Origin of the sequence: Microbacterium fluvii, from assembly GCF_025515205.1 — a bacterium.
In the GTDB taxonomy this organism is placed as follows: Bacteria; Actinomycetota; Actinomycetes; order Actinomycetales; family Microbacteriaceae; genus Microbacterium; species Microbacterium fluvii.
The window spans coordinates 725467-745898 of the sequence record NZ_JAOPFX010000001.1 but is presented as its reverse complement, the minus strand read 5'-3'; the positions used below and the strand labels follow the sequence as shown (position 1 = coordinate 745898).

General features: G+C 68.5%; 22 protein-coding genes. 6 read left to right on the top strand and 16 right to left on the bottom strand.

All coding sequences use genetic code 11. The features are described 5' to 3' along the window. Positions 1-5: 5 nt before the first annotated feature. From OAW74_RS03330 to OAW74_RS03320, 3 genes are all read right to left on the bottom strand, one after another. The gene (locus OAW74_RS03330; RefSeq protein WP_262872913.1) at positions 6-971 is read right to left on the bottom strand and encodes a carbohydrate ABC transporter permease; all 966 of its coding nucleotides are present in this window, start codon (positions 969-971) and stop codon (positions 6-8) included. Continuing rightward, the gene (locus tag OAW74_RS03325) at positions 971-2110 is read right to left on the bottom strand and encodes a carbohydrate ABC transporter permease (protein WP_262872912.1); all 1140 of its coding nucleotides are present in this window, start codon (positions 2108-2110) and stop codon (positions 971-973) included. Before OAW74_RS03325 ends, OAW74_RS03330 begins: the two co-directional genes overlap by 1 nt. A gap of 91 nt (positions 2111-2201) precedes the next feature. Beyond that, a complete protein-coding gene (locus tag OAW74_RS03320) occupies positions 2202-3536 on the bottom strand; it encodes an ABC transporter substrate-binding protein (protein ID WP_262872911.1) in 1335 nt (444 codons plus the stop codon). 242 nt (positions 3537-3778) lie between these two features. Here OAW74_RS03320 and OAW74_RS03315 point away from each other — a divergent pair, with 242 nt between their 5' ends. Beyond that, positions 3779-4786: a LacI family DNA-binding transcriptional regulator gene (locus OAW74_RS03315; protein WP_262872910.1), complete on the top strand. Its 1008-nt coding sequence runs from the start codon at positions 3779-3781 to the stop codon at positions 4784-4786. A gap of 48 nt (positions 4787-4834) precedes the next feature. On the opposite strand, the gene rplL is transcribed toward OAW74_RS03315, so the two are convergent. Together rplL and rplJ are read right to left on the bottom strand one after the other, a co-directional pair. Continuing rightward, complete coding sequence (rplL, locus tag OAW74_RS03310; protein ID WP_262872909.1) at positions 4835-5218, bottom strand: 50S ribosomal protein L7/L12; 384 nt, start codon at positions 5216-5218, stop codon at positions 4835-4837. 51 nt (positions 5219-5269) lie between these two features. Next, a complete protein-coding gene (rplJ, locus tag OAW74_RS03305; RefSeq protein ID WP_262872908.1) occupies positions 5270-5758 on the bottom strand; it encodes a 50S ribosomal protein L10 in 489 nt (162 codons plus the stop codon). A gap of 299 nt (positions 5759-6057) precedes the next feature. Between rplJ and OAW74_RS03300 the strand changes: the two genes are divergently transcribed. After that, entirely contained in the window at positions 6058-6240 is a 183-nt protein-coding gene (locus OAW74_RS03300; protein WP_262872907.1) for a DUF5302 domain-containing protein, read from the top strand. 30 nt (positions 6241-6270) lie between these two features. On the opposite strand, the gene OAW74_RS03295 is transcribed toward OAW74_RS03300, so the two are convergent. Next, positions 6271-6915, bottom strand: coding sequence for a CE1759 family FMN reductase (locus OAW74_RS03295; RefSeq protein ID WP_262872906.1), 645 nt, complete (start codon positions 6913-6915; stop codon positions 6271-6273). A 1-nt stretch (position 6916) separates the two neighbouring features. Then, positions 6917-8134: an LLM class flavin-dependent oxidoreductase gene (locus OAW74_RS03290; protein ID WP_345449070.1), complete on the bottom strand. Its 1218-nt coding sequence runs from the start codon at positions 8132-8134 to the stop codon at positions 6917-6919. A gap of 175 nt (positions 8135-8309) precedes the next feature. Between OAW74_RS03290 and OAW74_RS03285 the strand changes: the two genes are divergently transcribed. Next, positions 8310-9323, top strand: coding sequence for an isopenicillin N synthase family dioxygenase (locus tag OAW74_RS03285; RefSeq protein WP_262872904.1), 1014 nt, complete (start codon positions 8310-8312; stop codon positions 9321-9323). A 90-nt stretch (positions 9324-9413) separates the two neighbouring features. Here the strand turns inward: OAW74_RS03285 and rpsO are convergent, their stop codons facing one another. Then, a complete protein-coding gene (rpsO, locus tag OAW74_RS03280) occupies positions 9414-9683 on the bottom strand; it encodes a 30S ribosomal protein S15 (protein WP_262872903.1) in 270 nt (89 codons plus the stop codon). A 111-nt stretch (positions 9684-9794) separates the two neighbouring features. Here rpsO and OAW74_RS03275 point away from each other — a divergent pair, with 111 nt between their 5' ends. After that, the gene (locus OAW74_RS03275; protein WP_262872902.1) at positions 9795-11132 is read left to right on the top strand and encodes an MFS transporter; all 1338 of its coding nucleotides are present in this window, start codon (positions 9795-9797) and stop codon (positions 11130-11132) included. A gap of 83 nt (positions 11133-11215) precedes the next feature. Next, entirely contained in the window at positions 11216-12139 is a 924-nt protein-coding gene (locus OAW74_RS03270) for a DMT family transporter (RefSeq protein ID WP_262872901.1), read from the top strand. A gap of 47 nt (positions 12140-12186) precedes the next feature. Here the strand turns inward: OAW74_RS03270 and OAW74_RS03265 are convergent, their stop codons facing one another. The 3 genes from OAW74_RS03265 to OAW74_RS03255 all read right to left on the bottom strand — a co-directional run bounded on the left by OAW74_RS03265 (position 12187) and on the right by OAW74_RS03255 (position 14636). Beyond that, positions 12187-12747 (bottom strand): YceI family protein, encoded by a 561-nt coding sequence (locus OAW74_RS03265; RefSeq protein ID WP_262872900.1) that lies wholly within the window; start codon positions 12745-12747, stop codon positions 12187-12189. 144 nt (positions 12748-12891) lie between these two features. Beyond that, entirely contained in the window at positions 12892-13260 is a 369-nt protein-coding gene (locus OAW74_RS03260; RefSeq protein WP_262872899.1) for an FKBP-type peptidyl-prolyl cis-trans isomerase, read from the bottom strand. Between the two features lie 155 nt (positions 13261-13415). Continuing rightward, positions 13416-14636, bottom strand: coding sequence for a PrsW family intramembrane metalloprotease (locus tag OAW74_RS03255; protein WP_262872898.1), 1221 nt, complete (start codon positions 14634-14636; stop codon positions 13416-13418). Positions 14637-14700: 64 nt separating this feature from the next. Here OAW74_RS03255 and OAW74_RS03250 point away from each other — a divergent pair, with 64 nt between their 5' ends. After that, the gene (locus tag OAW74_RS03250; protein ID WP_262872897.1) at positions 14701-15567 is read left to right on the top strand and encodes a fumarylacetoacetate hydrolase family protein; all 867 of its coding nucleotides are present in this window, start codon (positions 14701-14703) and stop codon (positions 15565-15567) included. A gap of 51 nt (positions 15568-15618) precedes the next feature. Here OAW74_RS03250 and OAW74_RS03245 read toward each other — a convergent pair whose 3' ends face one another. The 5 genes from OAW74_RS03245 to OAW74_RS03225 all read right to left on the bottom strand — a co-directional run bounded on the left by OAW74_RS03245 (position 15619) and on the right by OAW74_RS03225 (position 20337). Beyond that, positions 15619-16074 (bottom strand): DUF4190 domain-containing protein, encoded by a 456-nt coding sequence (locus OAW74_RS03245; RefSeq protein WP_262872896.1) that lies wholly within the window; start codon positions 16072-16074, stop codon positions 15619-15621. Between the two features lie 61 nt (positions 16075-16135). Beyond that, positions 16136-17605 (bottom strand): aspartate ammonia-lyase, encoded by a 1470-nt coding sequence (locus tag OAW74_RS03240; protein ID WP_262873911.1) that lies wholly within the window; start codon positions 17603-17605, stop codon positions 16136-16138. 134 nt (positions 17606-17739) lie between these two features. Next, positions 17740-18645: a phosphodiesterase gene (locus OAW74_RS03235; protein ID WP_262872895.1), complete on the bottom strand. Its 906-nt coding sequence runs from the start codon at positions 18643-18645 to the stop codon at positions 17740-17742. Between the two features lie 28 nt (positions 18646-18673). Then, a complete protein-coding gene (locus OAW74_RS03230; RefSeq protein ID WP_262872894.1) occupies positions 18674-19006 on the bottom strand; it encodes a peptidase in 333 nt (110 codons plus the stop codon). Beyond that, on the bottom strand, positions 19003-20337 hold the full coding sequence (locus OAW74_RS03225; protein WP_262872893.1) for an inorganic phosphate transporter: 1335 nt from the start codon (positions 20335-20337) through the stop codon (positions 19003-19005). The genes OAW74_RS03230 and OAW74_RS03225 overlap by 4 nt, the downstream gene beginning before the upstream one ends. Between the last annotated feature and the right edge of the window lie 95 nt (positions 20338-20432).

The following is a 20432-nucleotide window of genomic DNA, read 5'->3' as shown; positions in this document are numbered from 1 at the left end:
TCCGCCTACCCCTTGGTGGACCCTGCCAGCAGACCCCGCACGAAGTAGCGCTGCAGCGACAGGAACACGATCAGCGGCACGACGATCGCGATGAACGCGCCCGCCGTGAGCAGGTACCAGTCCTGACCGCGGCTGCCCGTCATCTCGGCCAGCAGCTTCGTGATGGGCGCCACGTTGCCGTCGGCGAAGATGAGGGCCACCAGCAGGTCGTTCCACACCCACAGGAACTGGAAGATGCCGACCGCCGCGATCGCCGGGGCGGTCAGCGGCAGGATCAGGCGGAAGAAGATCTGCCCGTGCCCTGCGCCGTCGACCCTCGCCGCCTCGATCACCTCTCGGGGGATCTCCGAGACGAAGTTGTGCAGCAGGAAGATGATCAGCGGAAGGCCGAAGATCGTGTGCGCGATCCACACCTGCGTGTAGCCCGATGAGCCGATCGCCTGGATGATCGGGAACCCGAAGATCGTGCCGCGCGAGAACAGCAGCAGCAGCGGAACCAGAGCCATCTGGATCGGCACGATCTGCAGGGCGAAGATGCCGATGAACAGCACGTTGCGGCCGCGGAAATCCATCCACGCGAACGCGTAGGCCGCGAGCATCCCGATCGACAGCGGGATGATCACCGCCGGGACCGTGATCGCGATCGAGTTGACGAACGCGCCCGCCATCGTCAGCTGGCTGTTGCCGGCCTGAAGAGCGGTCGAGTAGTTGTCGAGCGTCCAGCCCCAGTTCTCGAAGACCGTCCACCAGCCGGTCGTCTGGATCAGCTGCTGCGGCCGGAACGACGTGACGAACAGGCCGAAGGTCGGCGTGATCCACATCGCCGCGATGATGATGGCGGCGACCGTCGCCCATCGCGAGGTGAGGCGCCGCTTGGTGCGACCGAGGCCCGATTCGGCCCTGCGCTCGCCGCGCTTGAGGGTCGTGGCCGCCTCGGTGTTGAGCGGGAGCTCTGCGGGTGTGACGGACATCAGCGGATCTCCCTCTGCTTCTTCAGCTGCACGGCGTTGTACACGACCAGCGGCACGACCAGGATGAACAGGATGACGGCGTAGGCGGCCGATCGCCCCGCCTCGAAGTTCTTGAACTGCGTGTACATCTCGTTGGCCAGCACCGAGGTGTTGTTGGCGCCCGCCGTCATCGTGCGCACGATGTCGAAGACCTTCAGCGACGCGATCGAGATCGTCGTCAGCACCACGATGAGTGCGGGGCGGATGCCGGGCACGATGACGTTGAAGAACTTCTGCCAGCCGTTGGTGCCGTCGAGCTCGGCCGCCTCGAGCTGCTCGGTGGGAACGCCCTTGATGGCCGCCGAGAGCACGACCATCGCGAATCCGGTCTGGATCCAGATGAACACCACGATGAGCCACAGCGAGTTCCATGGGTCGTCGGCGAGGAAGTTGTAGGGCTCTCCGCCGAACCACACGATGATCTGGTTGAGCAGACCGATCTGGTTCTGCCCCTCCGGACGTGCGGTGTACATGAAGCGCCAGATGATCGAGGCGCCCACGAACGAGATCGCCATCGGCATGAACACGAGGATCTTGTAGTACTTCTCGCCGCGGGTCTTGTCGATGAAGTAGGCGTAGGCCAGGCCCGCCGACGTCGACACGATCGGCGCGATGAGCACCCACAGCAGCGTGTTGACGATGATGCGCACATTCTGCGGGTTCGTGAAGACCCACTCGAAGTTGGCGAAGCCGATGAACTGCGTGCTCGACGAGTTCATGAACGCCTGGATGAAGGTCTGGATGGTCGGCACCACCAGCCCCACCAGGATCAGCGCGATCGCGGGGGTGAGGAAGCCCCACAGCTGGAAGAGCGAGCCCTGCCCGTCTTTCGCGCGCTTGTCGAGGAAGAAGAAGAGCAGCCCGAAGACCGCCGCCGACGCGATCGCCCACTGGTAGGACTGCAGGAACCAGAACACGAAGGCCGGCCCCGCGATGCAGGCGGCCAGACGGATGTAGGTGTAGACGCGCCCCTTGCGAGGGGCGATCTCGACGAAGAAGAGGATCAGCGCCACGACGGCGAGGAAGACCCCGACGATGACGACGATCTCCAGGAACGGCGAGAGCGTGCTCAGCCAAATGAAGAACTCTCTGGCGGACATGAGGACCTTTCTCGAGTGCGACGGTGGACTCGGGTGGGTGCGGAAAGGGAGCGGGGCCGCCGTTCGGGGCGACCCCGCTCTCACTCTCCGATCAGCTCGACGGCCAGCCGGCCTCGATCTGCTGCAGCACCGTGTCGGTGTCGGTGCCGTTGACGAAGTCGATCATGCCCTTCCAGAACGTGCCGGAGCCGACCGCAGACGGCATCAGGTCCGACGCGTCGAAGCGGAACGTCGTGGTGTCGTCCTGCAGGATGCTGATGGCCTCCTTGAGGATGTTGCTCGACGCGTTCGCGGGGTCGAGCCCCTTGTTCGCGCTGATCACACCGCCCAGCGCGACGCGGGAGTTCGCCCAGTCGGCGCTGGAGAGGTACTCCTGCACCTTCTGCGTCGACTCTGCGTCGTCGAAGGCCGCCACGATCTCGCCGCCGCCGGTCACGACCGCACCGGAGCTCGACCCGCCCGCCTCGTAGGGGGGCAGCAGGAAGGCCCAGATGTCGCCGTCTTCTGCCACGGTGCCGCCGGCATCCGTGATGAAGCCGTCATAGAACGAGGCCTGGTGGTGCAGGGCGCAGTCGCCGTCGACCAAGGCCGTCGCCGGGTCGCCGAACGGCGTCGTGACGATCGACTTGATGTCGCCGAAGCCCGCGTTGACGTAGTCGGGGTTGAGGGCGATCTTGCCGAATTCGTCGAACGCGCTCTTGATGGCGGGGTCGGTGAACGGGATCTCGTTCGAGACCCACTTGTCGTAGACGTCGGTGCCGCTCTGGCGCAGCACGATGTCTTCGACCCAGTCGGTGCCCGGCCAGCCGGTCGCCGCGTCGGAGCCGAAGCCGATGCACCAGGGCGGGCTGTCGGTGTCGGACTGGATCTGGGCCGTGAGGTCGAGCAGACCCTGCCAGTCGGTGGGGATCTCGTAGCCGTGCTCTTCGAAGAACGACGGCGAGTACCAGACCCAGCCCTTGACGCTGGCCATCAGCGGCGCGCCGTAGAGCGTGCCGTCGACCGTCGCGTAATTGGCCCAGTCTTCTGTCCACCCGTCGGCGACGTTCTTCTGCACCGCTTCGGGTGCCGGCTTGAGGTACCCGCGGGTCGCCATGTCGGCCATGAGGCCGGGCTGCGGGAAGATCGCGATGTCGGGAGCGTTGCCGCCCTGCGCGCGCACGGCGATCTGCGCCTCGAACTCCTTCGACGACTCGTACTTGATGTCGATGCCGTTCTCGTCTTCCCAATCGGCCCACGACTGCTCGAGCAGTTCGGCCTCGGTGTCGGCGATCGTGCCGTACACAGTGACGACGTTGTCGTCTGCGCCGCCGCTTGCGCCGCCGCCGGTGTCGCCGGGTCCGCCCGAGCAGCCCGCGACGACGATGCCGACCGCGCCCAGAGCTGCGACGGAGATGAGGGTCCTCCCCCGTCCGTGTGCCTTCATGTGTCCTCCTCGTTGAGTGATGCAGGAACGCCGGCCACCGGAGTCGATCGACGTCGGCTCGGGAACCGCTTCCAGTCACGCTAGGGGATGAGCGCGGGCCGACACAACGCGCGATTCATCACAGGTGCATAACTGGATGCGGCGGCGCGTGGCAGCGGAGGAGTATCCCACGCCATACTCTGGTGCAACCGGTTCCAGAAGGTGCGCCCGGTTCGTTCCCACGACGGAGTGGAGTCAGCATGATGAGCGGCATCGCGGACGTCGCCGCGCTCGCGGGAGTGTCGAAGGCGACCGCGAGCCGGGCACTCACCGGCAGCGGCCACGTCTCGCAGGCGACCCGCAGTCGCGTGCTGGATGCCGCTGCTTCGCTCGGATACGTGCCCTCGACCAGCGCCGTGAGCCTCGCGACGGGGCGCACCCGCAACGTCGGCGTCGTGATGCCCTATGTCAACCGGTGGTTCTTCGCCGAGGTGCTCGAGGGCATCCAGCAGCCACTGCTGGAGCGCGGGCTCGACCTGACCCTCTACGACGCGAAGCCGGGCACCGAGGGGCGAGCGCGCATCTTCGACGACTTCCTGGCCAGAAAGCGCTTCGACGGCCTCATCGCGGTGGGCCTGGAGCCCGAGGATCGCGAACTGCAGCGGCTCATGCAGATCGGGCGCCCGATCGTCTCGGTGGTCGGCGCCGACGAGGGCTCGAGCGTCGTCTCGATCGACGACGACTACGCCGCGCGGAGGGCGACAGAGCACCTCATCGCCCTCGGGCACACCGACATCGTGTTCCTCGGCGGTGGCGTGGGTGAGCACTGGGCGCAGGTCGACCGTCGCCGGCTCACCGGGTACGAAGCGGCCATGGCCGAGGCCGGCCTCGCCTCGACGACGCGGCATGTGCGCTCGGAGGTCAGCATCCCTGGCGGCTACGACGCGGCCGTCGATCTGCTCGGCGATTCCCGCACCAGGCCCAGCGCCCTGGTGGCCGTCTGCGACGAAGTCGCGATCGGCGCGATCATCGCCTCGCGGCGGCTCGGCGTGCCGGTGCCAGGGGCACTCAGCGTCGTCGGCATCGACGACCACGAGTACGCCGAGATGTTCTCGCTCACGACCCTGCAGCAGCTCCCCCGTCAGCAGGGCGCGGCGGCCGTCGAGCTGCTGCTGGCGCACCTGGACGAACCGCACCGGCCGCCGACCTCGGTGCAGATGCAGGCACGGCTGATCGTGCGCAGCTCCACCTCCGCGCTCGCGCAGGCATGACGAAGGCCCCGGATGACAGCATCCGGGGCCTTCGTGAACTCGTGAGAGTTACTTGAGCGTGACCGTAGCACCGGCCTCTTCGAGAGCGGCCTTCGCCTTCTCGGCGGTCTCCTTGTTCGCGCCCTCGAGCACGGCCTTGGGGGCACCGTCGACGACGGCCTTCGCCTCGCCGAGGCCCAGCGAGGTGAGCTCGCGGACCGTCTTGATGACCTGGATCTTCTTGTCGCCTGCGGCCTCGAGGATGACGTCGAACGAGTCCTTCTCCTCCTCGACAGCGGCCTCGGCGCCCGCGCCACCGGCGCCGGCAACGGCGACGGGAGCAGCAGCGGTGACGTCGAACTTCTCCTCGAACGCCTTCACGAACTCGCTGAGCTCGACGAGGGTCAGGTCGGCGAACTGCTGAAGCAGCTCCTCAGTGGTGAGCTTCGCCATGATGTTTCTCCTAGATAGATGGGGTTGTGTGGGGACGGGATCGCCGGTCGCTCACGCGGCCTCGGCGGTCTCCAGCTTTTCGCGAAGCGCGTCGATGGTGGCCGCGGCCTTGCCCATCGTCGCCTTCATCATGCCCGCAGCCTTCGCCAGCAGAGCCTCACGGCTCTCGAGCGAGGCGTACTTGTTGACCTCGTCGGCGCTGAGGGCATTGCCCTCGAACACGCCGCCCTTGATCACCAGAAGCGGGTTGGCCTTGGCGAAGTCACGCAGGGCCTTGGCGGCGGCGACGAAGTCACCGTGCACGAAGGCGATGGCCGACGGACCCTTGAGGTCGTCGTCCAGCGACGTGATCCCCGCGTTGTTCGCGGCGATCTTGGTCAGCGTGTTCTTCACCACGGCGTATTCCGCGTCCTGACGGATGCTGTTGCGCAGCTGCTTGAGCTGGGCGACCGTCAGACCGCGGTACTCGGTCAGCAGTACGGCGTTCGAGTCCTCGAAGTTCTTCGTGAGCTCGGCAACCGATGCATCCTTCTGCGCCATGGTCACTCCTTGTGTGTACGTGACGCGCCGCGGTGGCGGAGCGTCGGCCTCAGGCGTCGGTCTTCGCGGCAAAAGAGAAAAGCTCCGGCGCAAGCGCACGGAGCTTCGAGAACCTGTTTCCAGGAGAATCGTTCGTGACACCTGCGCGGGCCCTCTGCTTTCGCAGCGCTTCGATCTCGGTGCACGTGAGCGCACGTCGATGACCGGCGGTCTTCGGATGTCTCCAGACTACCCGGCGCGCAGCCCCCCGCCAAATCGCGGCCCTGGCCGAGGTCGGAGGATGCGCCTAGGGTGGAGGGATGAGCAGCTCAGCGAAGCCCGATGGCGCCGCATCCGACGAGATGAAGCGCAAGTTCAAAGAGGCGCTCGACAAGAAGAACGCGCAGCACCGCGACGGCGAGGCCCACCTCGACGGCGACTCGGCCGTGCACGGCACGCACGAGGCCGTCACCAAGCGCGAGTTCCGCCGCAAGAGCGGCTGAACCCGCGCCTGGTCACGAGCCCGAACCGGCTCACTCCCCGGCGAGGCCGCCCAGCAGGTGGTCGAACGACCGGCCCTCGCCGAGATAGGTCGCCGGGTCGAAGGGATCCGCAGCCACTGCCTGCTCCCGCCGTGCGATCGCGTCGGCGAGTTCACGCGCGCCCCGCTCGACGCGCGCGCTCAGCGGCGCGACGTCGTCTGCGGCCGAGCCCCAGTCCGCCGATGCCGCGAAGACGCCGGTGGAGACGGCATCCGCGTGCAGGTAGGCGAACAGCGGCCGGATCGCGTAGTCGATCGCGAGCGAGTGCCGCGCCGTTCCGGCGTTGGCGCCGATGAGCACGGGCTTTCCGGCGATCGCGTCTGGGTCGAGCACATCGATGAACGACTTGAACAGACCCGAGTAGCTCGTCGAGAAGATCGGCGTGACGGCGATGATCGCGTCGGCGGAGACGACGGTGTTGATCATCGATTCGAGCTCTGTCGGAGCGAATCCCGTGAGCAGATTGTCGGTGATGGCGTGCGCGTAGTCCCGCAGCTCGAACACGTCGGCGGTCGCCTCGACGCCCTGCGTGCGCAGCTGCGCGAGGGTGGCGCCGGTCAGGCGATCGGCGAGCATGCGGGTCGACGAGGGATTCGACAGCCCCGCCGAGATGACGGCGATGCGGCGCTCGGTCATCTCAGGCCCCCGTCCTGGTCGCGGCGGCGCCGAACGCCGAGCCGGGCTTGGCGTTCTCGACTGCCTCGGTGTCCTGATAGGGCGAGCCGCCCGTGACGTTGTCTCCGCGGTTCGCGTTGGGTCGCGGCTGACGCACCGGTCCGTCGCCGTACTTGGCCTTCACGAGACCGGCATGCGTGGGGCCGTCGGGCACGTTCGCCGGGCGGTCCTTGGCGAACTCGCGCCGGAGCACCGGCACGACCTCGCCGCCGAGGAAGTCGAGCTGCTCGAGCACGATCTTCAGCGGAAGCCCCGCGTGGTCCATGAGGAAGAGCTGGCGCTGGTAGTCGCCGAACAGCTCGCGCATGCCCGCGTAGCGGTCGATGACCTGCTGCGGCGAGCCGACGGTGAGCGGCGTCATCTGCGAGAAGTCCTCGAGGCTCGGTCCGTGGCCGTAGACCGGAGCGGCGTCGAAGTAGGGGCGGAACTGCGCGACGGCGTCCTGAGAGTTGCGCGCCATGAACGCCTGACCGCCCAGCCCCACGATCGCCGTCTCGGGCGCGCCGTGGCCGTAGTGCTCCCAGCGCTGGCGGTAGAGCGCGATGAGGCGCTGATAGTGCTCAGCGGGCCAGAAGATGTTGTTCGCGAAGAAGCCGTCGCCGTAGTAGGCGGCCTGCTCGGCGATCTCGGGCGTGCGGATCGAGCCGTGCCACACGAACGGCGGCACGTCGTCGAGCGGCCGCGGAGTCGAGGTGAAGCCCTGCAGGGGCGTGCGGAACTTGCCCTCCCAGTCGATGACGTCTTCACGCCACAGCCGGTGCAGCAGCTGGTAGTTCTCGATCGTCAGCGGCAGCCCCTGACGGATGTCCTTGCCGAACCAGGGGTACACAGGGCCGGTGTTGCCGCGGCCGAGCATGAGGTCGACGCGGCCGCCCGAGACATGCTGCAGCATCGCGTAGTCCTCGGCGATCTTCACCGGGTCGTTCGTCGTGATGAGGGTCGTCGCCGTCGACAGCAGCAGGCGCTCGGTCTGCCCCGCGATGTAGGCGAGCGTCGTCGTCGGTGAGCTCGAGAAGAACGGAGGGTTGTGGTGCTCGCCGAGGGCGAAGACATCGAGGCCGACCTCTTCGGCGTGCTTGGCGATCGTCACGGTCGCCTGGATGCGCTCGGCCTCGCTGGGGGTGTGCCCCGTCGTCGGGTCCTGGGTGATGTCGCTCACGGTGAACAGCCCGAACTGCACCTGCTGACCTGTCGTGTTCTCGTCCACGTCCGCTTCCCGCTTCCCGGATGCCGCAGCATCCGCTTGTATTCAAGTGAATGTAGATGATGGAACGCGCGCCCGTCCAGGTTATTCCCGCGGTAATCGTCGGCAACAAACGAGCGGATGCCGGCGCGCGGCCCCTACCGTCGGCTGCATGACCTCAGAGCTCACCCTTCCGATCCTCGACCTGTCGCTGCCGGATCAGGGCGAGGACGCCGCACGGCGCTTCCTCGGCGAGCTGCGGGCGGCGACCCACGACGTCGGCTTCTTCTATCTGACCGGCACGGGGGTCACCGCCGAGCTCGAGGCGCGGCTGCACCGCGCGGCGCGCGACTTCTTCGCGCTCCCCGAAGCCGACAAGCTCGCGATCGAGAACGTCGGCAGTCCGCACTTCCGCGGCTACACGCGCATCGGCGGCGAGCGCACGCAGGGCAAGGTCGACTGGCGAGAGCAGATCGACATCGGGCCGGAGCGCGCCGCCGTCGCCGACCCCGACGCGCCCGACTTCGCGCGGCTCATCGGACCCAACCTCTGGCCCGACGCCCAGCCCGAGCTGCGCGAGGTGGTCACCGAGTGGCAGGAGCACCTCGCCGGCGTCGCCCGCCGGCTGCTGCGCGCGTGGGCGCTCGCGCTCGGGGCACCGGAATCGTACTTCGACGAGCACTTCGGCGAGCCGTCGACACTGCTGAAGATCGTCCGCTACCCGGGCAAGGACGACCCGACGCCTCAGCAAGGAGTCGGCGCGCACAAGGACTCGGGCGTGCTGACGCTGCTGTGGGTCGAGCCGGGCAAGGGCGGCCTGCAGGTGCGCCGCGACGGCGAATGGGTGGATGCTCCCCCGGTGCCCGGCGCCTTCGTCGTGAACATCGGCGAGATGCTCGAGTACGCCACGAACGGCTACCTCATCGCCACCGACCACCGGGTGGTCTCACCGACCTGGCCGGACGACCGCATCTCGGTGCCCTTCTTCTTCAACCCCGCGCTCGACGCGCAGCTGCCGCTGATCGAGCTGCCGGCCGAGCTCGCCGCGCAGGCGAAGGGCGTCACCCGCGACCCGGCCAACCCGATCCACGCGCTCTACGGCGAGAACGCGCTCAAGTCCCGCCTGCGCGCGCACCCCGACGTCGCCGAGCGCTGGCACGCCGACCTGCTGGCCGCCCGCGCCTGAGCGCCCGGCATCCACCAGAAAAGGCGAGAGCCGCCCCACACCAGGGGCGGCTCTCCAAGAATGTTTTGCGCGATTGAACGCTGGGTGCGATTAGCGACGCAGACCGAGGCGCTCGATGAGCGAGCGGTAACGGTTGATGTCGACTTCCTGGAGGTAACCCAGGAGGCGACGGCGCTGACCGACGAGCAGGAACAGGCCACGACGCGAGTGGTGGTCGTGCTTGTGCTCCTTGAGGTGCTCGGTGAGGTCCTTGATGCGCTGCGTCAGCATCGCGACCTGCACCTCGGGGGATCCGGTGTCACCGGGGTGCGTCGCGTACTCTTCGATGATCGCCTTCTTGACGTCTGCTTCCAGTGCCATAGGTGATCCCCTCTCTGCTTGTTGCGCGGCGCCCGACGCCTGATGCGTGGGCTCTCTTTATCCGCGGCCGATCGAACGGCAACCTGAAGAGTCTACCAGCGTTTAGGCTCGATGAGTGATCCACCCCGAGCGCCCGCTGTGATGCCGCGTCTGCGGCGCGACCACTTCATCGATCTGCGCCCGTTCGCCGTCAGCCCCGCCTTCACGAGGCTCTGGATCGGCTCGACCCTCGCGGGCCTGGGCGGTCAGCTCACGATCGTGGCGGTCATGCTGCACGTGTACGAGCTCACCGGCGACACGTTCGCCGTGTCGATGGTCGCGGTGGCCGGCCTCGTGCCCATGATCATCGCGGGCCTGTACGGCGGGATGCTGGCCGACGCGTTCGACCGTCGACTCGTCGCGATGCTGGCTGCGGTCGTCACTTTCGCCTCGACGCTGCTGCTGGCCGTGCTCGCCTGGGCGCAGCTGGAGACCGTGGTGTGGCTGTATGTGCTGAGCGTCGTCAACTCGGCCGCCAACTCGATCGTCGGGGCGACCAAGTCGGCGATCACCCCTCGGCTCATCCCCCGCGACCTGCTGCCGGCCGCCGCCGCCCTGCAGGGGATAACGGTCGGGATCATGGTGATGGCGGGTCCCGCCCTGGCGGGTGTGCTCGTGGCCTTCGCCGGGTACGCCTGGACCTACTCCATCGACGTGCTGCTGATGACGACGCTCTTCCTCGGCCTGTGGACGCTGCCCTCGATCAAACCGGAGGGCGAGATCGTCAAGCCGGGGGTGGAGTCGCTGCGCGACGGCCTGCGGTTCCTGCGGCGGGCCGGCAACATCCGCCTGCAGTACATCCTCGACATCATCGCGATGACGTTCGGCCATCCTCTTGCCCTGTTCCCCGCGATCGGCGCGGTGCTGCTGGGCGGCGGAGCGATCACGACGGGGGTGCTCACGGCATCCATCGCCGCCGGCGCGTTCTTCTCGAGCCTGTTCTCTGGCCCGATCGGGCGCGTGCGCCACCACGGCATCGGCATCCAGCGCGCGATCCAGGTGTTCGGGGCCGCGACCGTCGTGTTCGGCCTCGTGCTGCTGGCCGCGCAGCTCGGCTGGTTCGCCCCCGCCGTCGTCGATGAGGACCATGCCAACCTCGCGCTCATCGCCCTGGCGATGGTGGCCCTCGCCATCACCGGCGCCGCCGACAACGTCAGCGCGATCTATCGCTCGACGATGATGCAGGCAGCCGTCCCCGACGCGATGCGCGGGCGACTGCAGGGCATCTTCACGGTCGTGGTCGCCGGCGGCCCGCGGATCGGCGCGCTCTATGCCGGCACGGTCGCGACGTTCACGGCGCTGTGGTTCCCTCCGCTCCTGGGCGGCTTCGTGATCGTGGGGCTCGTGGGGCTGCTCGTGCGGCTGAGCCCCGGCTTCCGTGCCTACGACGCGCAGCACCCCGTGCCGTAGCCGGACTGCCGCTGTCCGCCGGTTTCCGGACGAAGCACGCGCCTGCGCCCGCGCGGGTCTGTGCCGGGCAATAGAGTCGCCCGGTGACCACCACCGCCTCGCACACAGACACCGCGACCGCCTCCTCCGCCTCGATCGCGGTGCAGTTCGTGCTGTGCGGCATCGTGTGGGGGTCCAGCTTCCTGTTCATGAAGGTCGCCCTCACCGGCATCTCCCCCGCACAGGTCGCCTGGTCGCGCCTCATTCTCGGGGGCCTGACCCTCGGCCTGTTCGTCGCGCTGCGCCGCGAGAGGCTGCCGCGGCGCGCGGCCGTCTGGGGGCACCTGACGGTGCTGGCGGTCTCGTTCTGCGTCGTGCCCTTCCTGCTGTTCTCGTGGGCGCAGCAGCACGTGTCCAGCGGCCTTGCGAGCATCTACAACGCGACGACGCCGATCATGACGGCGATCATGGCGTGGGCGGTGTTCCGCGTCGAGAAGCTCAAGCCGGTGCAGATCGCCGGCATCCTGCTGGGCATCCTCGGGGTGATGGTGATCATCGCGCCGTGGCAGGGCCTCGACCTCTCGCAGAGCCTCGTCGCCCAGTTCGCGATCCTGGGTGCCACCGCGTGCTACGGCTTCAGCCTCGCCTACATGCGCCGCTTCGCCTCCGACACGGGCGTCAGCGCACTGGTCTTCTCGTTCCTGAACATCGGCATCGCCGCGGCGATCATGGCCCTGCTCACGCCCGTGCTCGTGCTCACCCCGGTCTCGCTCGACCCGTGGGTCGTCGGCAGCGTCGTGCTGCTGGGGTGCCTGGGCACCGGCGTCGCCTACATCTGGAATCAGAACGCCGTACGCGCCTGGGGCCCCACCCGCGCCTCGACGGTCACCTACATCACCCCCGTCGTCGGGGTGATCCTCGGGGTCGTGGTTCTCGGCGAGGCCGTCAGCTGGAACGAGCCGGCGGGCGCTCTCATCGTCTTCCTCGGCATCCTGCTCGCGCAGGACAGGCTGCGCCGCCGGACATGACGGAGGGCGGATGCTGTGCGCACAGCATCCGCCCTCCGAAGACCCGCTCAGGCCTGCAGCGAACCCTGCAGGTCGAGCGTGATCGTGACGTCCTTGCCGACCAGCACGCCGCCGGTCTCGAGCGCCGCGTTCCAGGTCAGGCCGTAGTCCTCGCGGTTGACGACGGTCTTGGCCGTCGCGCCGGCCTTGTAGTTGCCCCACGGGTCGGTGCCGAAGCCGCCGAACTCGAGCTCGAAGGTCGCGGGCTTGGTGATGCCGCGGATGGTGAGGTCGCCGTCGACGAGGAAGTCGCCGCCGTCGACGCGCACGCCGGTCGAGACGAAGTCGAGCGTGGGGTACTGCTCGACGTCGAAGAAGTCGGCCGAGCGCAGGTGGGTGTCGCGGCCCTCGTCCTTGGTGTCGACCGAGGCGACGTCGACGGATGCCGTGACCTTCGCCTCGAGCGGGTTCTCGGGGGCGACGATCGTGGCGCTCTTCAGGCCGAAGGCGCCGCGCACCTTCGAGATCATCATGTGGCGCACGCTGAACGAGACCTCGCTGTGCGAGGGGTCGAGCACCCAGGTGCCCGTCTTGTAGCCGGGAATCTCGGGGGCGGTGGTGTCGGTCATGGTTCTCCTCAGGTGGGGCCGTGGAACGGCAGCTTGCAGGAGGAGAACGGCGCGTTCGGCCATTCCATTCCCGTGAATGGAGAATTCCTGCACGAAGAAAGGGCGGATGCCGCAGCATCCGCCCTTCCCGTCGCTCCGGTCGGGTCAGCCGACCGCGATGAGATCGATGATGAAGACGAGCGTCTTGCCGCCGAGGAAGTGGCCGCCGGCGGGGCCGTAGGCCAGGTGCGGCGGGATGACGAGCTCACGGCGTCCGCCGACCTTCATGCCGGGGATGCCGTCCTGCCATCCCTGGATGAGGCCGCGCAGCGGAAACTGGATGCTCTCGCCCCGGCCCCACGACGAGTCGAACTCCTCGCCTGAGTCGTACTCGACGCCGGCGTAGTGCACGGTGACGGTGTCGCCGGGCTTGGCTTCCGCGCCGTCGCCCACGATGAGGTCGCGGATGACGAGGTCGGAGGGTGCGGGGCCCTCGGGGGCGTCGAACTCGGGCTTCGTGCGGTCTTGTGTCATGCGTCCATCCAAACACGCTCGGGCGCCGGTGGCACCCCCCTGCGGGGTTGACACCCTGCCGCGGGCGGGGGCATCCTGAGAGCAGTTCAACTCAGCGCCCGGGAGACATGCAGGCATCGCCGCAGCACCGGGCGCTGAGTCTTTGCCCGGCCCCCTCAGAGCGCGAACAGTGCGCTGCGCGCGGCGGCCGTGCGGGCCAGCAGCGCGCGCTCTTCTTCGGCGGCGTGCGGATCGCGACCCGTCGTGGCCCGCTGGCGTGCCACGGCCAGCGCGGTCGCGTCGGCGATGAAGCCTTCCATGATCGGCGTGCGGTCGCCTCGGAGCGTCGCCGCCCACCCGAGGGCCGCACGCCGACCCTTCCGGGTCGCGAGCATGTCCACCTCCTGAGGGGTGAACCAGCCGGCGGCGGCGTACTCGCCGAGGCGTTCACGGGTGAGGCGCTCCTCCTCGCGTCGCAGGGCGACCACGCCCAGGACGAACAGCACGAACAGCGGCATCTGCAGCACGAGATAGAGCACGAAGAAGTCGCCGAACAGCGTGGACCCGTTCCAGATCGCGTGCAGCAGGATCGCGCCGAGAAGTCCCAGAAGCCACGCGCCGAACGCCTGCGCGCCGTGCAGCCCCCTGCGCGCGGCGAGCCCCAGCGCGAAGCCGGTCACGGCCGTGAACATCACGTGGGCGAAGGGTGAGAGGATGCCCCGAACGAAGAAGGTCGCGGTGGCCTGCTCCACTCCGCCGGTGAGGATGCTGAGGGCGAAGTACTGGATGTTCTCGGTGAAGGCGAAGCCTGCGCCGACGAGGGCACCGTAGACGACGCCGTCCAGGGGGCCGTCGAAGGTGCGGCGCCCGACGAGGAACACGACGTAGACGCCCAGGCCCTTCATGACCTCTTCGACGACGGGCGCCTGCACGACCGCCGTGAACACTTCGCGCACGTCGTCGGGCGTCGCCGCCAGCACGACGCTCAGCACCAGATCGACCAGCAGCGCGCCCGCGACGGCCACGACGGCGCCCCACGCCAGCGCCAGCGCCACGAGCCCGCGCGGCTCGGGCTCCCACCGGTCAGCGAGTCTGACGGCGAACAGCACGGCCGCCAGCGGCAGCAGCGCCAGCAGCATCCCCGCGATCGAGGCCGCCGCACCGAGCGCATCGAGAAAGTAGGAGACGACCCCCACCAGCACGAACACCATGATCCCGAACAGCCACAGCGGAGCCGTGCGGCCGCGCCGAGGAGCAGCCGGCACCGGCACGGGCGCCGGTGAGGCGGCCGGCGCCGGGATCGTCGAGGCCGCCGCAGCCGCCGGCTGCGCGAGCGCGGAGGGGAACGACGGGGGCGTCAGCGAGGGACGCTCCGGCGCCGGGCCGGGCGATGTCATCTGCTCAGCCTATGGGTGTCATCGCCGCACCGAGCGGGACCCGTCGGACGGGTAGCCTTGAGCAATGCGCTTCGCCCACATCGTTCTCCCTGGGCACGCGGACTCGCGATTGGCCGTGATCGACGACGGCGACGCGATCGTCGTCGAAGACCTCTTCTCCGGCGCGCCGCAGCACCTGGAGCAGCTCATCGCGGGCGGCGACGAGCTGCTCGACCGCGTTCGGCGGGCCGACGTGTCGGCGGCTGCTCGGCATTCCCTCGCCGACGTGGAGTTCGACTCCGCCGTGCGCACTCCCCCCGTCGTGCTCGCCGTCGGACTCAACTATGCCGCCCACTCCAGTGAACTGGGTCTGAAGACCGACTCGACCCCGACGGTGTTCGTGCTCTGGCCGAACTCGCTGACCGGTCACGAGCGCACGACAGCATGGCACAGATCGCTGAGCGAATCGATCGACTACGAGGCCGAGTTGGGCGTCATCATCGGCACTGCCGCGAAAGACGTCTCGGCCGAGGACGCGCTCGACCACGTCTGGGGCTACACCGTCGTCAACGACATCACGGCTCGCGACATCCAGTACTCCGAGGCGCAGTGGTCGCGGTGCAAGTCGTTCGACGGGTTCACGCCGACGGGACCCTTCGTCGTGACGGCCGACGAGGTTCCCGACCCGCAGAACCTGCACATCTGGACGGTGCTCGACGGTCATACCGTGCAGGATGCCTCGACGGCGCAGATGGTGCGCCCCGTCTCGAAGCTCATCTCGCACCTCTCGGCATCCGCGACGCTCCTTCCGGGCACACTAATCTCCACCGGCAGTCCGGGGGGCGCGGGCTACTCCCGCGACCCGCAGATCTTCCTGCGAGACCGCTCCACCGTCACGGTCGGCATCGACGGCATCGGCGAACTCACGACGCACTGCCGCGTGATGGACTGAACCCGCCGCGCCGATGGCGCGACGGGTTCGGTCCACAGGCGACTCAGCGGGTCACTGGCCGGACTGCTCCAGGATCTCCTGGCACGACATGGTGACGCCGTTGTACACGACGGTGCCCGTCGGGTCGTCGAGGCACGCGTTCACCTGGTTCACGAGGTCGCCACCGGCCGACGCGAAGAAGGCGATGAACGCGATGAGCACGATCGTGCCGACGACGATGAAGATCGCGCTGAGCACGATCGCGGCGACCGCCCAGCCGTTCTTCTGACCCGCCTTGCGGCTCTGCACGAGCGCGACGATGCCGAGGATCAGCGCGACGACGGAGACGAAGAACGACAGGATGAACGCGACGATGCCCATCGTCTTGCCGGGGTAGGTCGTCGACGGCCCCTGGTCGTATGAGGGCGGGGCTGGCGCGTACGCCTGCTGCGGGTAGAGCGTCGAGTCGGCCGCGGGCGGCGGCGTGTAGGCGGGCGGCTGGTCCGCCGGGTTCTGCGGATCGGTCATGAGGTTCCTCTCATCGGGGGGACTGCTCGAACTTATCCGTCCCGGCGGCGGCCGGGCAAGGTCAGTCGTCGAGCGGGCCGGTCACGACGTTCTCGGCCGGCTGCACGATCGGAATGGCCGAGGTCACCGCCTCGAGCCCCGACAGGCGCGCGGGCGAGAGCTGCTTGGCGACCTCCTCGCGCGACATGAGCCCCGCCTCGACGACGAGATCGGCGACGCTGCGTCCGGTCAGCAGCGCCGTCTTGGCGAGCGCGGCGGATGCGGCATACCCGAGGAACGGCGTGAGCGCCGTGACGACTCCCACGCTCGACCCGACCATCGCCCCCAGTCGTTCGCGATTGGCGGTGATGCCGTCGACGCAGTGGATGCGCAGCGTCCGCATCGCCCGGCGCATCCACGTGATCGACTGGAAGATCGAGTGCGCGATGATCGGCTCGAAGGCGTTCAACTGCAGCTGACCGCCCTCCACCGCCATCGTGACGGTGAGGTCTGCGCCGGCGACCGAGAAGGCGACCTGATTGACGACCTCGGGGATCACCGGGTTGACCTTCCCCGGCATGATCGACGAGCCCGCCTGCTGGGCGGGGAGGTTGATCTCGCCGAAGCCGGCCTGGGGCCCGGACGAGAGCAGCCGAAGGTCGTTGCAGATCTTCGACAGCTTGATCGCGTTGCGCTTGAGCGAGGCCGAGAACGACATGAACGATCCGGTGTCGCTGGTCGCCTCGACGAGGTCGTCGGCGGTCGCGAGATCCAGCCCGGTGATCTCGCGCAGATGCCGCAGCACCGCCGGCGCGTAGCCCGGGTGGGTCGTGATGCCGGTGCCGATCGCCGTGGCGCCCATGTTGACCTCGTAGAGCAGGTAGCGGTTCTCGGTGAGGCGCTGGTGGTCGTAGCCGAGGGTCGTGGCGAAGCCGTGGAACTCCTGACCGAGGGTCATCGGCACAGCATCCTGCAGCTGCGTCCGGCCGATCTTGAGCACGTCGTGGAACTCGACGGCCTTGCGCAGGAACGACTCGCGCAGAAGGTCGAGCTCCTCGAGCAGCGTCTGCAGGTCGAGGCTGAGACCCACCTTGACGGCGGTCGGATAGACGTCGTTGGTCGACTGCGAGCGGTTCGTGTGGTCGATGGGCGAGAGGTACGCGTAATCGCCCTTCTCGCGGCCCGCGAGCTCCAGGGCGATGTTGGTGATCACCTCGTTCGCGTTCATGTTCGTCGACGTGCCCGCTCCGCCCTGCACGACACCGACCACGAACTGGTCGTGGTAGCCCCCGTCGATGACGAGCTGCGATGCCCGGTCAATGAGCTCGGCGCGCTCGGCGTCGAGCACCCCGATCTCGCGATTGGCCCGCGCGGAGGCCTGCTTGACCATCGCGAGCGCCTTGACCAGATCGGCGTAGACCGAGATCGGCCTGCGCGAGATCGGGAAGTTCTCGAGCGCTCTCGCGGTATGGATGCCCCAATACGCGTCTGCGGGGATCTCCAGGGATCCCAGGGAGTCGGTCTCGGTGCGCGTCGTGTGCGCTTCGGCCATGATGCTGTCGTCCTCGTGGGTCACTGACGGCGCTTCACCTCACCGCGCCGTGTTGGTGACTCGAGCCTAATCGCGGCCAGGATCGTGGTGTATGTACACGGCGTACAACTCGATGCGCCCAACTCGCCGCGGCGTCAGCGCTTGCGCGAGAAGGCCTCGAGCCGCTGACGGGGGCTCAGCCGCGCCATGTCGGCCACCCACTCGGGCGAGAAGAACTCGGCGGCCGGGGCGTCGACCACCGGCACGACGGCGTGCGTGATCGTGTCGTCGTAGACGTGCACGAGGTGGAACGACTGCCCGGCATCCATGCCGTTGACGCGGTCCGCAGGGCGCGCGAGGTCCATCGTGTAGCACGTGGCGGCCGCCACACTCACCGGGATGCCGGCGAACGTGCCGCTCGTCGAGTGGTGCAGGTGCCCGGCGAGGATCGCCCGCACGTCGGTTCCGGCGATCGCCTCGGCCAGCCGCGACTGGTCGCGCAGCTCGAGGATGTCGAAGAAGGGGATGTGGCTCGGCAGCGGGGGGTGGTGCATCGCGAGGATGCTGCCGAGCGCCGCCGGGGCGGAGAGCTGGTCGCGCAGCCACTCCAGCTGGGCATCGTCGAGGTCGCCGTGATGCCAGCCGGGCACGGTCGTGTCGAGCACGATGAGGCGCAGGCCCTCGAGGTCGTGCACGGCGGTCACCGGCTGCTGCGTCGGCTCGAGGCCGAAGAGCCCCTCGCGCAGGGCAGGGCGCTCGTCGTGGTTGCCGGCGACCCACACCAGTGGCGCGCCGAGGCGCTCGGCGACCGGCTCGACGAGGTCGCGCAGCGCGCGGTAGGCGTCGGGCTCGCCGAGGTCGGTGAGGTCACCCGTGAAGACGATCGCGTCGGGGCGCAGCGCGAGTCGCTCCACCGCCTCGAGCGTGCGACGGAGATTCGCCGCAGTGTCGTAACGGCCGCCGAGCGGCACGTCGCCCGCGAGGAGATGCGTGTCACTCAGGTGCAGCAGCGTGCGGCGGGCGGGCGGGTACTGGCCGAAGCGGGTGGCAGCAGCATCCATGGCGTCAGCCTACGACCCGCCGACGACGTCAGCGGGCGACGATGAGGTAGAGCCCGCCGAGCACGGCCAGTGCGCACATCGCGAACGAGGCGTACGCGCCGACGAGTGCGACGTTCTTCTGCGTGTCGGTGAGCGGGTTCTTCTTGGCCGCCTTGGCCGCCGCCTTCGCCGCGCGCGCCGCCTCCTTCTCGGAGATCACGGTGATCGCGTCGGTGAACTCGGCGGGGGTGACGACGGGCACGCGGCCTGCGCGCACCAGCAGCCGCAGCCCCAGCGCATAGAAGAGCACGACGAGCGATGCCCCCACCAGTGCCGCCGCGAAGACCTCGACGAAGGCCAGCCAGTCGATCGTGACGCTCATCGGTTCGCCTTCTTTCCGGCGGCCTTCTTCTCGGCGGCGCGGCGCTCATCGTTGGCCTTGCGGGCCTCCGCCTTCGCCTTGGCCTTCTTCTCGGCCTTCAGGCGCGCCTCCTCTTCGGCGCGCCGACGCGCCTCCTCGCGCAGGATCGCACGCTGGCGACGGGTGGGCGGCGGATTGCGCTTGACCTTGACGGCGTGGCCGGAGTCGGCGACCTCGCTCATCGCGTTTCCGGCGTGCACCGAGTTCTGCCGCGACCGCAGGAACAGGCCCGCGATGATCAGCACCGCCAGCACGGCGTCGATCACGATGCCGACCCAGCCGAGCCAGACGACCATCAGCGCGCCGAGCGCACCGACCGCGCCCGCGGCGGGCAGGGTGAGCAGCCAGCCGATGGCGATGCGGCCCACCGTGTTCCAGCGCACCTTCGAGCCTCGACGCCCGAGCCCCGAGCCGATGACCGAGCCGGACGCCACCTGGGTCGTCGACAGCGCGAAGCCGAACGCGCTCGAGGCGAGGATCGTGGCCGCGGTCGAGCTCTCGGCGGAGAAGCCCTGCGCGGGCTTGACGTCGGTGAGCCCCTTGCCGAGCGTGCGGATGATGCGCCAGCCGCCCATGTAGGTGCCGAGGGCGATCGTGATGGCGCAGGCGAGGATGACCCACAGCTGGGGGTCGGCGTGATCGACGTCCTGGAAGCCGGCGACGATGAGGGCGAGGGTGATCACGCCCATCGTCTTCTGCGCGTCGTTGGTGCCGTGCGCGAGCGCCACGAGCGACGAGGTGAAGATCTGGCCGTAGCGGAAGCCGTCGCGCCCGTCGGGCTTGCTGTCGTAGCGACGCGTCATGGCGTAGGCCAGCTTGGTGGCCACGAACGCGATGACACCCGCCGTGAAGGGCGCGATGAGCGCGGGCAGCACGACCTTGCTGAGCACCTGGCCGAAGTCGATCGCCGCGGCGCTGGCCCCGACGAGGGTCGCGCCGATGAGGCCGCCGAACAGCGCGTGCGACGAGCTGGAGGGCAGGCCCAGCAGCCACGTCAGCATGTTCCAGGTGATGGCGCCGATGAGGCCCGCGAAGATGATCGGCAGCAGGGTCTGCGAACTCAACTGGTCTTCGCGGATGATGCCGTGCGAGATCGTCTTCGACACCTCGGTCGACAGGAAGGCTCCGACGAGGTTGAGGCACGCCGCCAGCAGCACCGCGACCTTGGGCTTGAGGGCCCCGGTCGCGATCGGCGTCGCCATGGCGTTCGCCGTGTCGTGGAAGCCGTTGGTGAAGTCGAAGAACAGCGCCAGGCCGACGATCAGCAGGACGATGAGGATTGCGGAATCCACTGTTCGCTTTCCATGAGAAGAGGGGAAGGTGGTGCCGACGTGATCGGCGTGACGAACGAACAGTTCACCGGGAGTTCAGTGGCGGGAAACCGCCC

What these genes read in the sequence shown, in the direction of transcription:
- OAW74_RS03315 (WP_262872910.1), top strand. Translation starts at nt 3,779, where the DNA reads ATGAGCGGCATCGCGGACGTCGCCGCGCTCGCGGGAGTGTCGAAGGCG.
- OAW74_RS03240 (WP_262873911.1), bottom strand. Translation starts at nt 17,605, where the DNA reads ATGGCCGAAGCGCACACGACGCGCACCGAGACCGACTCCCTGGGATCC.
- rpsO (WP_262872903.1), bottom strand. Translation starts at nt 9,683, where the DNA reads ATGGCACTGGAAGCAGACGTCAAGAAGGCGATCATCGAAGAGTACGCG.
- OAW74_RS03295 (WP_262872906.1), bottom strand. Translation starts at nt 6,915, where the DNA reads ATGACCGAGCGCCGCATCGCCGTCATCTCGGCGGGGCTGTCGAATCCC.
- OAW74_RS03285 (WP_262872904.1), top strand. Translation starts at nt 8,310, where the DNA reads ATGACCTCAGAGCTCACCCTTCCGATCCTCGACCTGTCGCTGCCGGAT.
- OAW74_RS03275 (WP_262872902.1), top strand. Translation starts at nt 9,795, where the DNA reads ATGAGTGATCCACCCCGAGCGCCCGCTGTGATGCCGCGTCTGCGGCGC.
- OAW74_RS03250 (WP_262872897.1), top strand. Translation starts at nt 14,701, where the DNA reads ATGCGCTTCGCCCACATCGTTCTCCCTGGGCACGCGGACTCGCGATTG.
- OAW74_RS03320 (WP_262872911.1), bottom strand. Translation starts at nt 3,536, where the DNA reads ATGAAGGCACACGGACGGGGGAGGACCCTCATCTCCGTCGCAGCTCTG.
- OAW74_RS03260 (WP_262872899.1), bottom strand. Translation starts at nt 13,260, where the DNA reads ATGACACAAGACCGCACGAAGCCCGAGTTCGACGCCCCCGAGGGCCCC.
- OAW74_RS03235 (WP_262872895.1), bottom strand. Translation starts at nt 18,645, where the DNA reads ATGGATGCTGCTGCCACCCGCTTCGGCCAGTACCCGCCCGCCCGCCGC.
- OAW74_RS03255 (WP_262872898.1), bottom strand. Translation starts at nt 14,636, where the DNA reads ATGACATCGCCCGGCCCGGCGCCGGAGCGTCCCTCGCTGACGCCCCCG.
- OAW74_RS03265 (WP_262872900.1), bottom strand. Translation starts at nt 12,747, where the DNA reads ATGACCGACACCACCGCCCCCGAGATTCCCGGCTACAAGACGGGCACC.
- OAW74_RS03325 (WP_262872912.1), bottom strand. Translation starts at nt 2,110, where the DNA reads ATGTCCGCCAGAGAGTTCTTCATTTGGCTGAGCACGCTCTCGCCGTTC.
- OAW74_RS03230 (WP_262872894.1), bottom strand. Translation starts at nt 19,006, where the DNA reads ATGAGCGTCACGATCGACTGGCTGGCCTTCGTCGAGGTCTTCGCGGCG.
- OAW74_RS03300 (WP_262872907.1), top strand. Translation starts at nt 6,058, where the DNA reads ATGAGCAGCTCAGCGAAGCCCGATGGCGCCGCATCCGACGAGATGAAG.
- rplL (WP_262872909.1), bottom strand. Translation starts at nt 5,218, where the DNA reads ATGGCGAAGCTCACCACTGAGGAGCTGCTTCAGCAGTTCGCCGACCTG.
- OAW74_RS03245 (WP_262872896.1), bottom strand. Translation starts at nt 16,074, where the DNA reads ATGACCGATCCGCAGAACCCGGCGGACCAGCCGCCCGCCTACACGCCG.
- rplJ (WP_262872908.1), bottom strand. Translation starts at nt 5,758, where the DNA reads ATGGCGCAGAAGGATGCATCGGTTGCCGAGCTCACGAAGAACTTCGAG.
- OAW74_RS03330 (WP_262872913.1), bottom strand. Translation starts at nt 971, where the DNA reads ATGTCCGTCACACCCGCAGAGCTCCCGCTCAACACCGAGGCGGCCACG.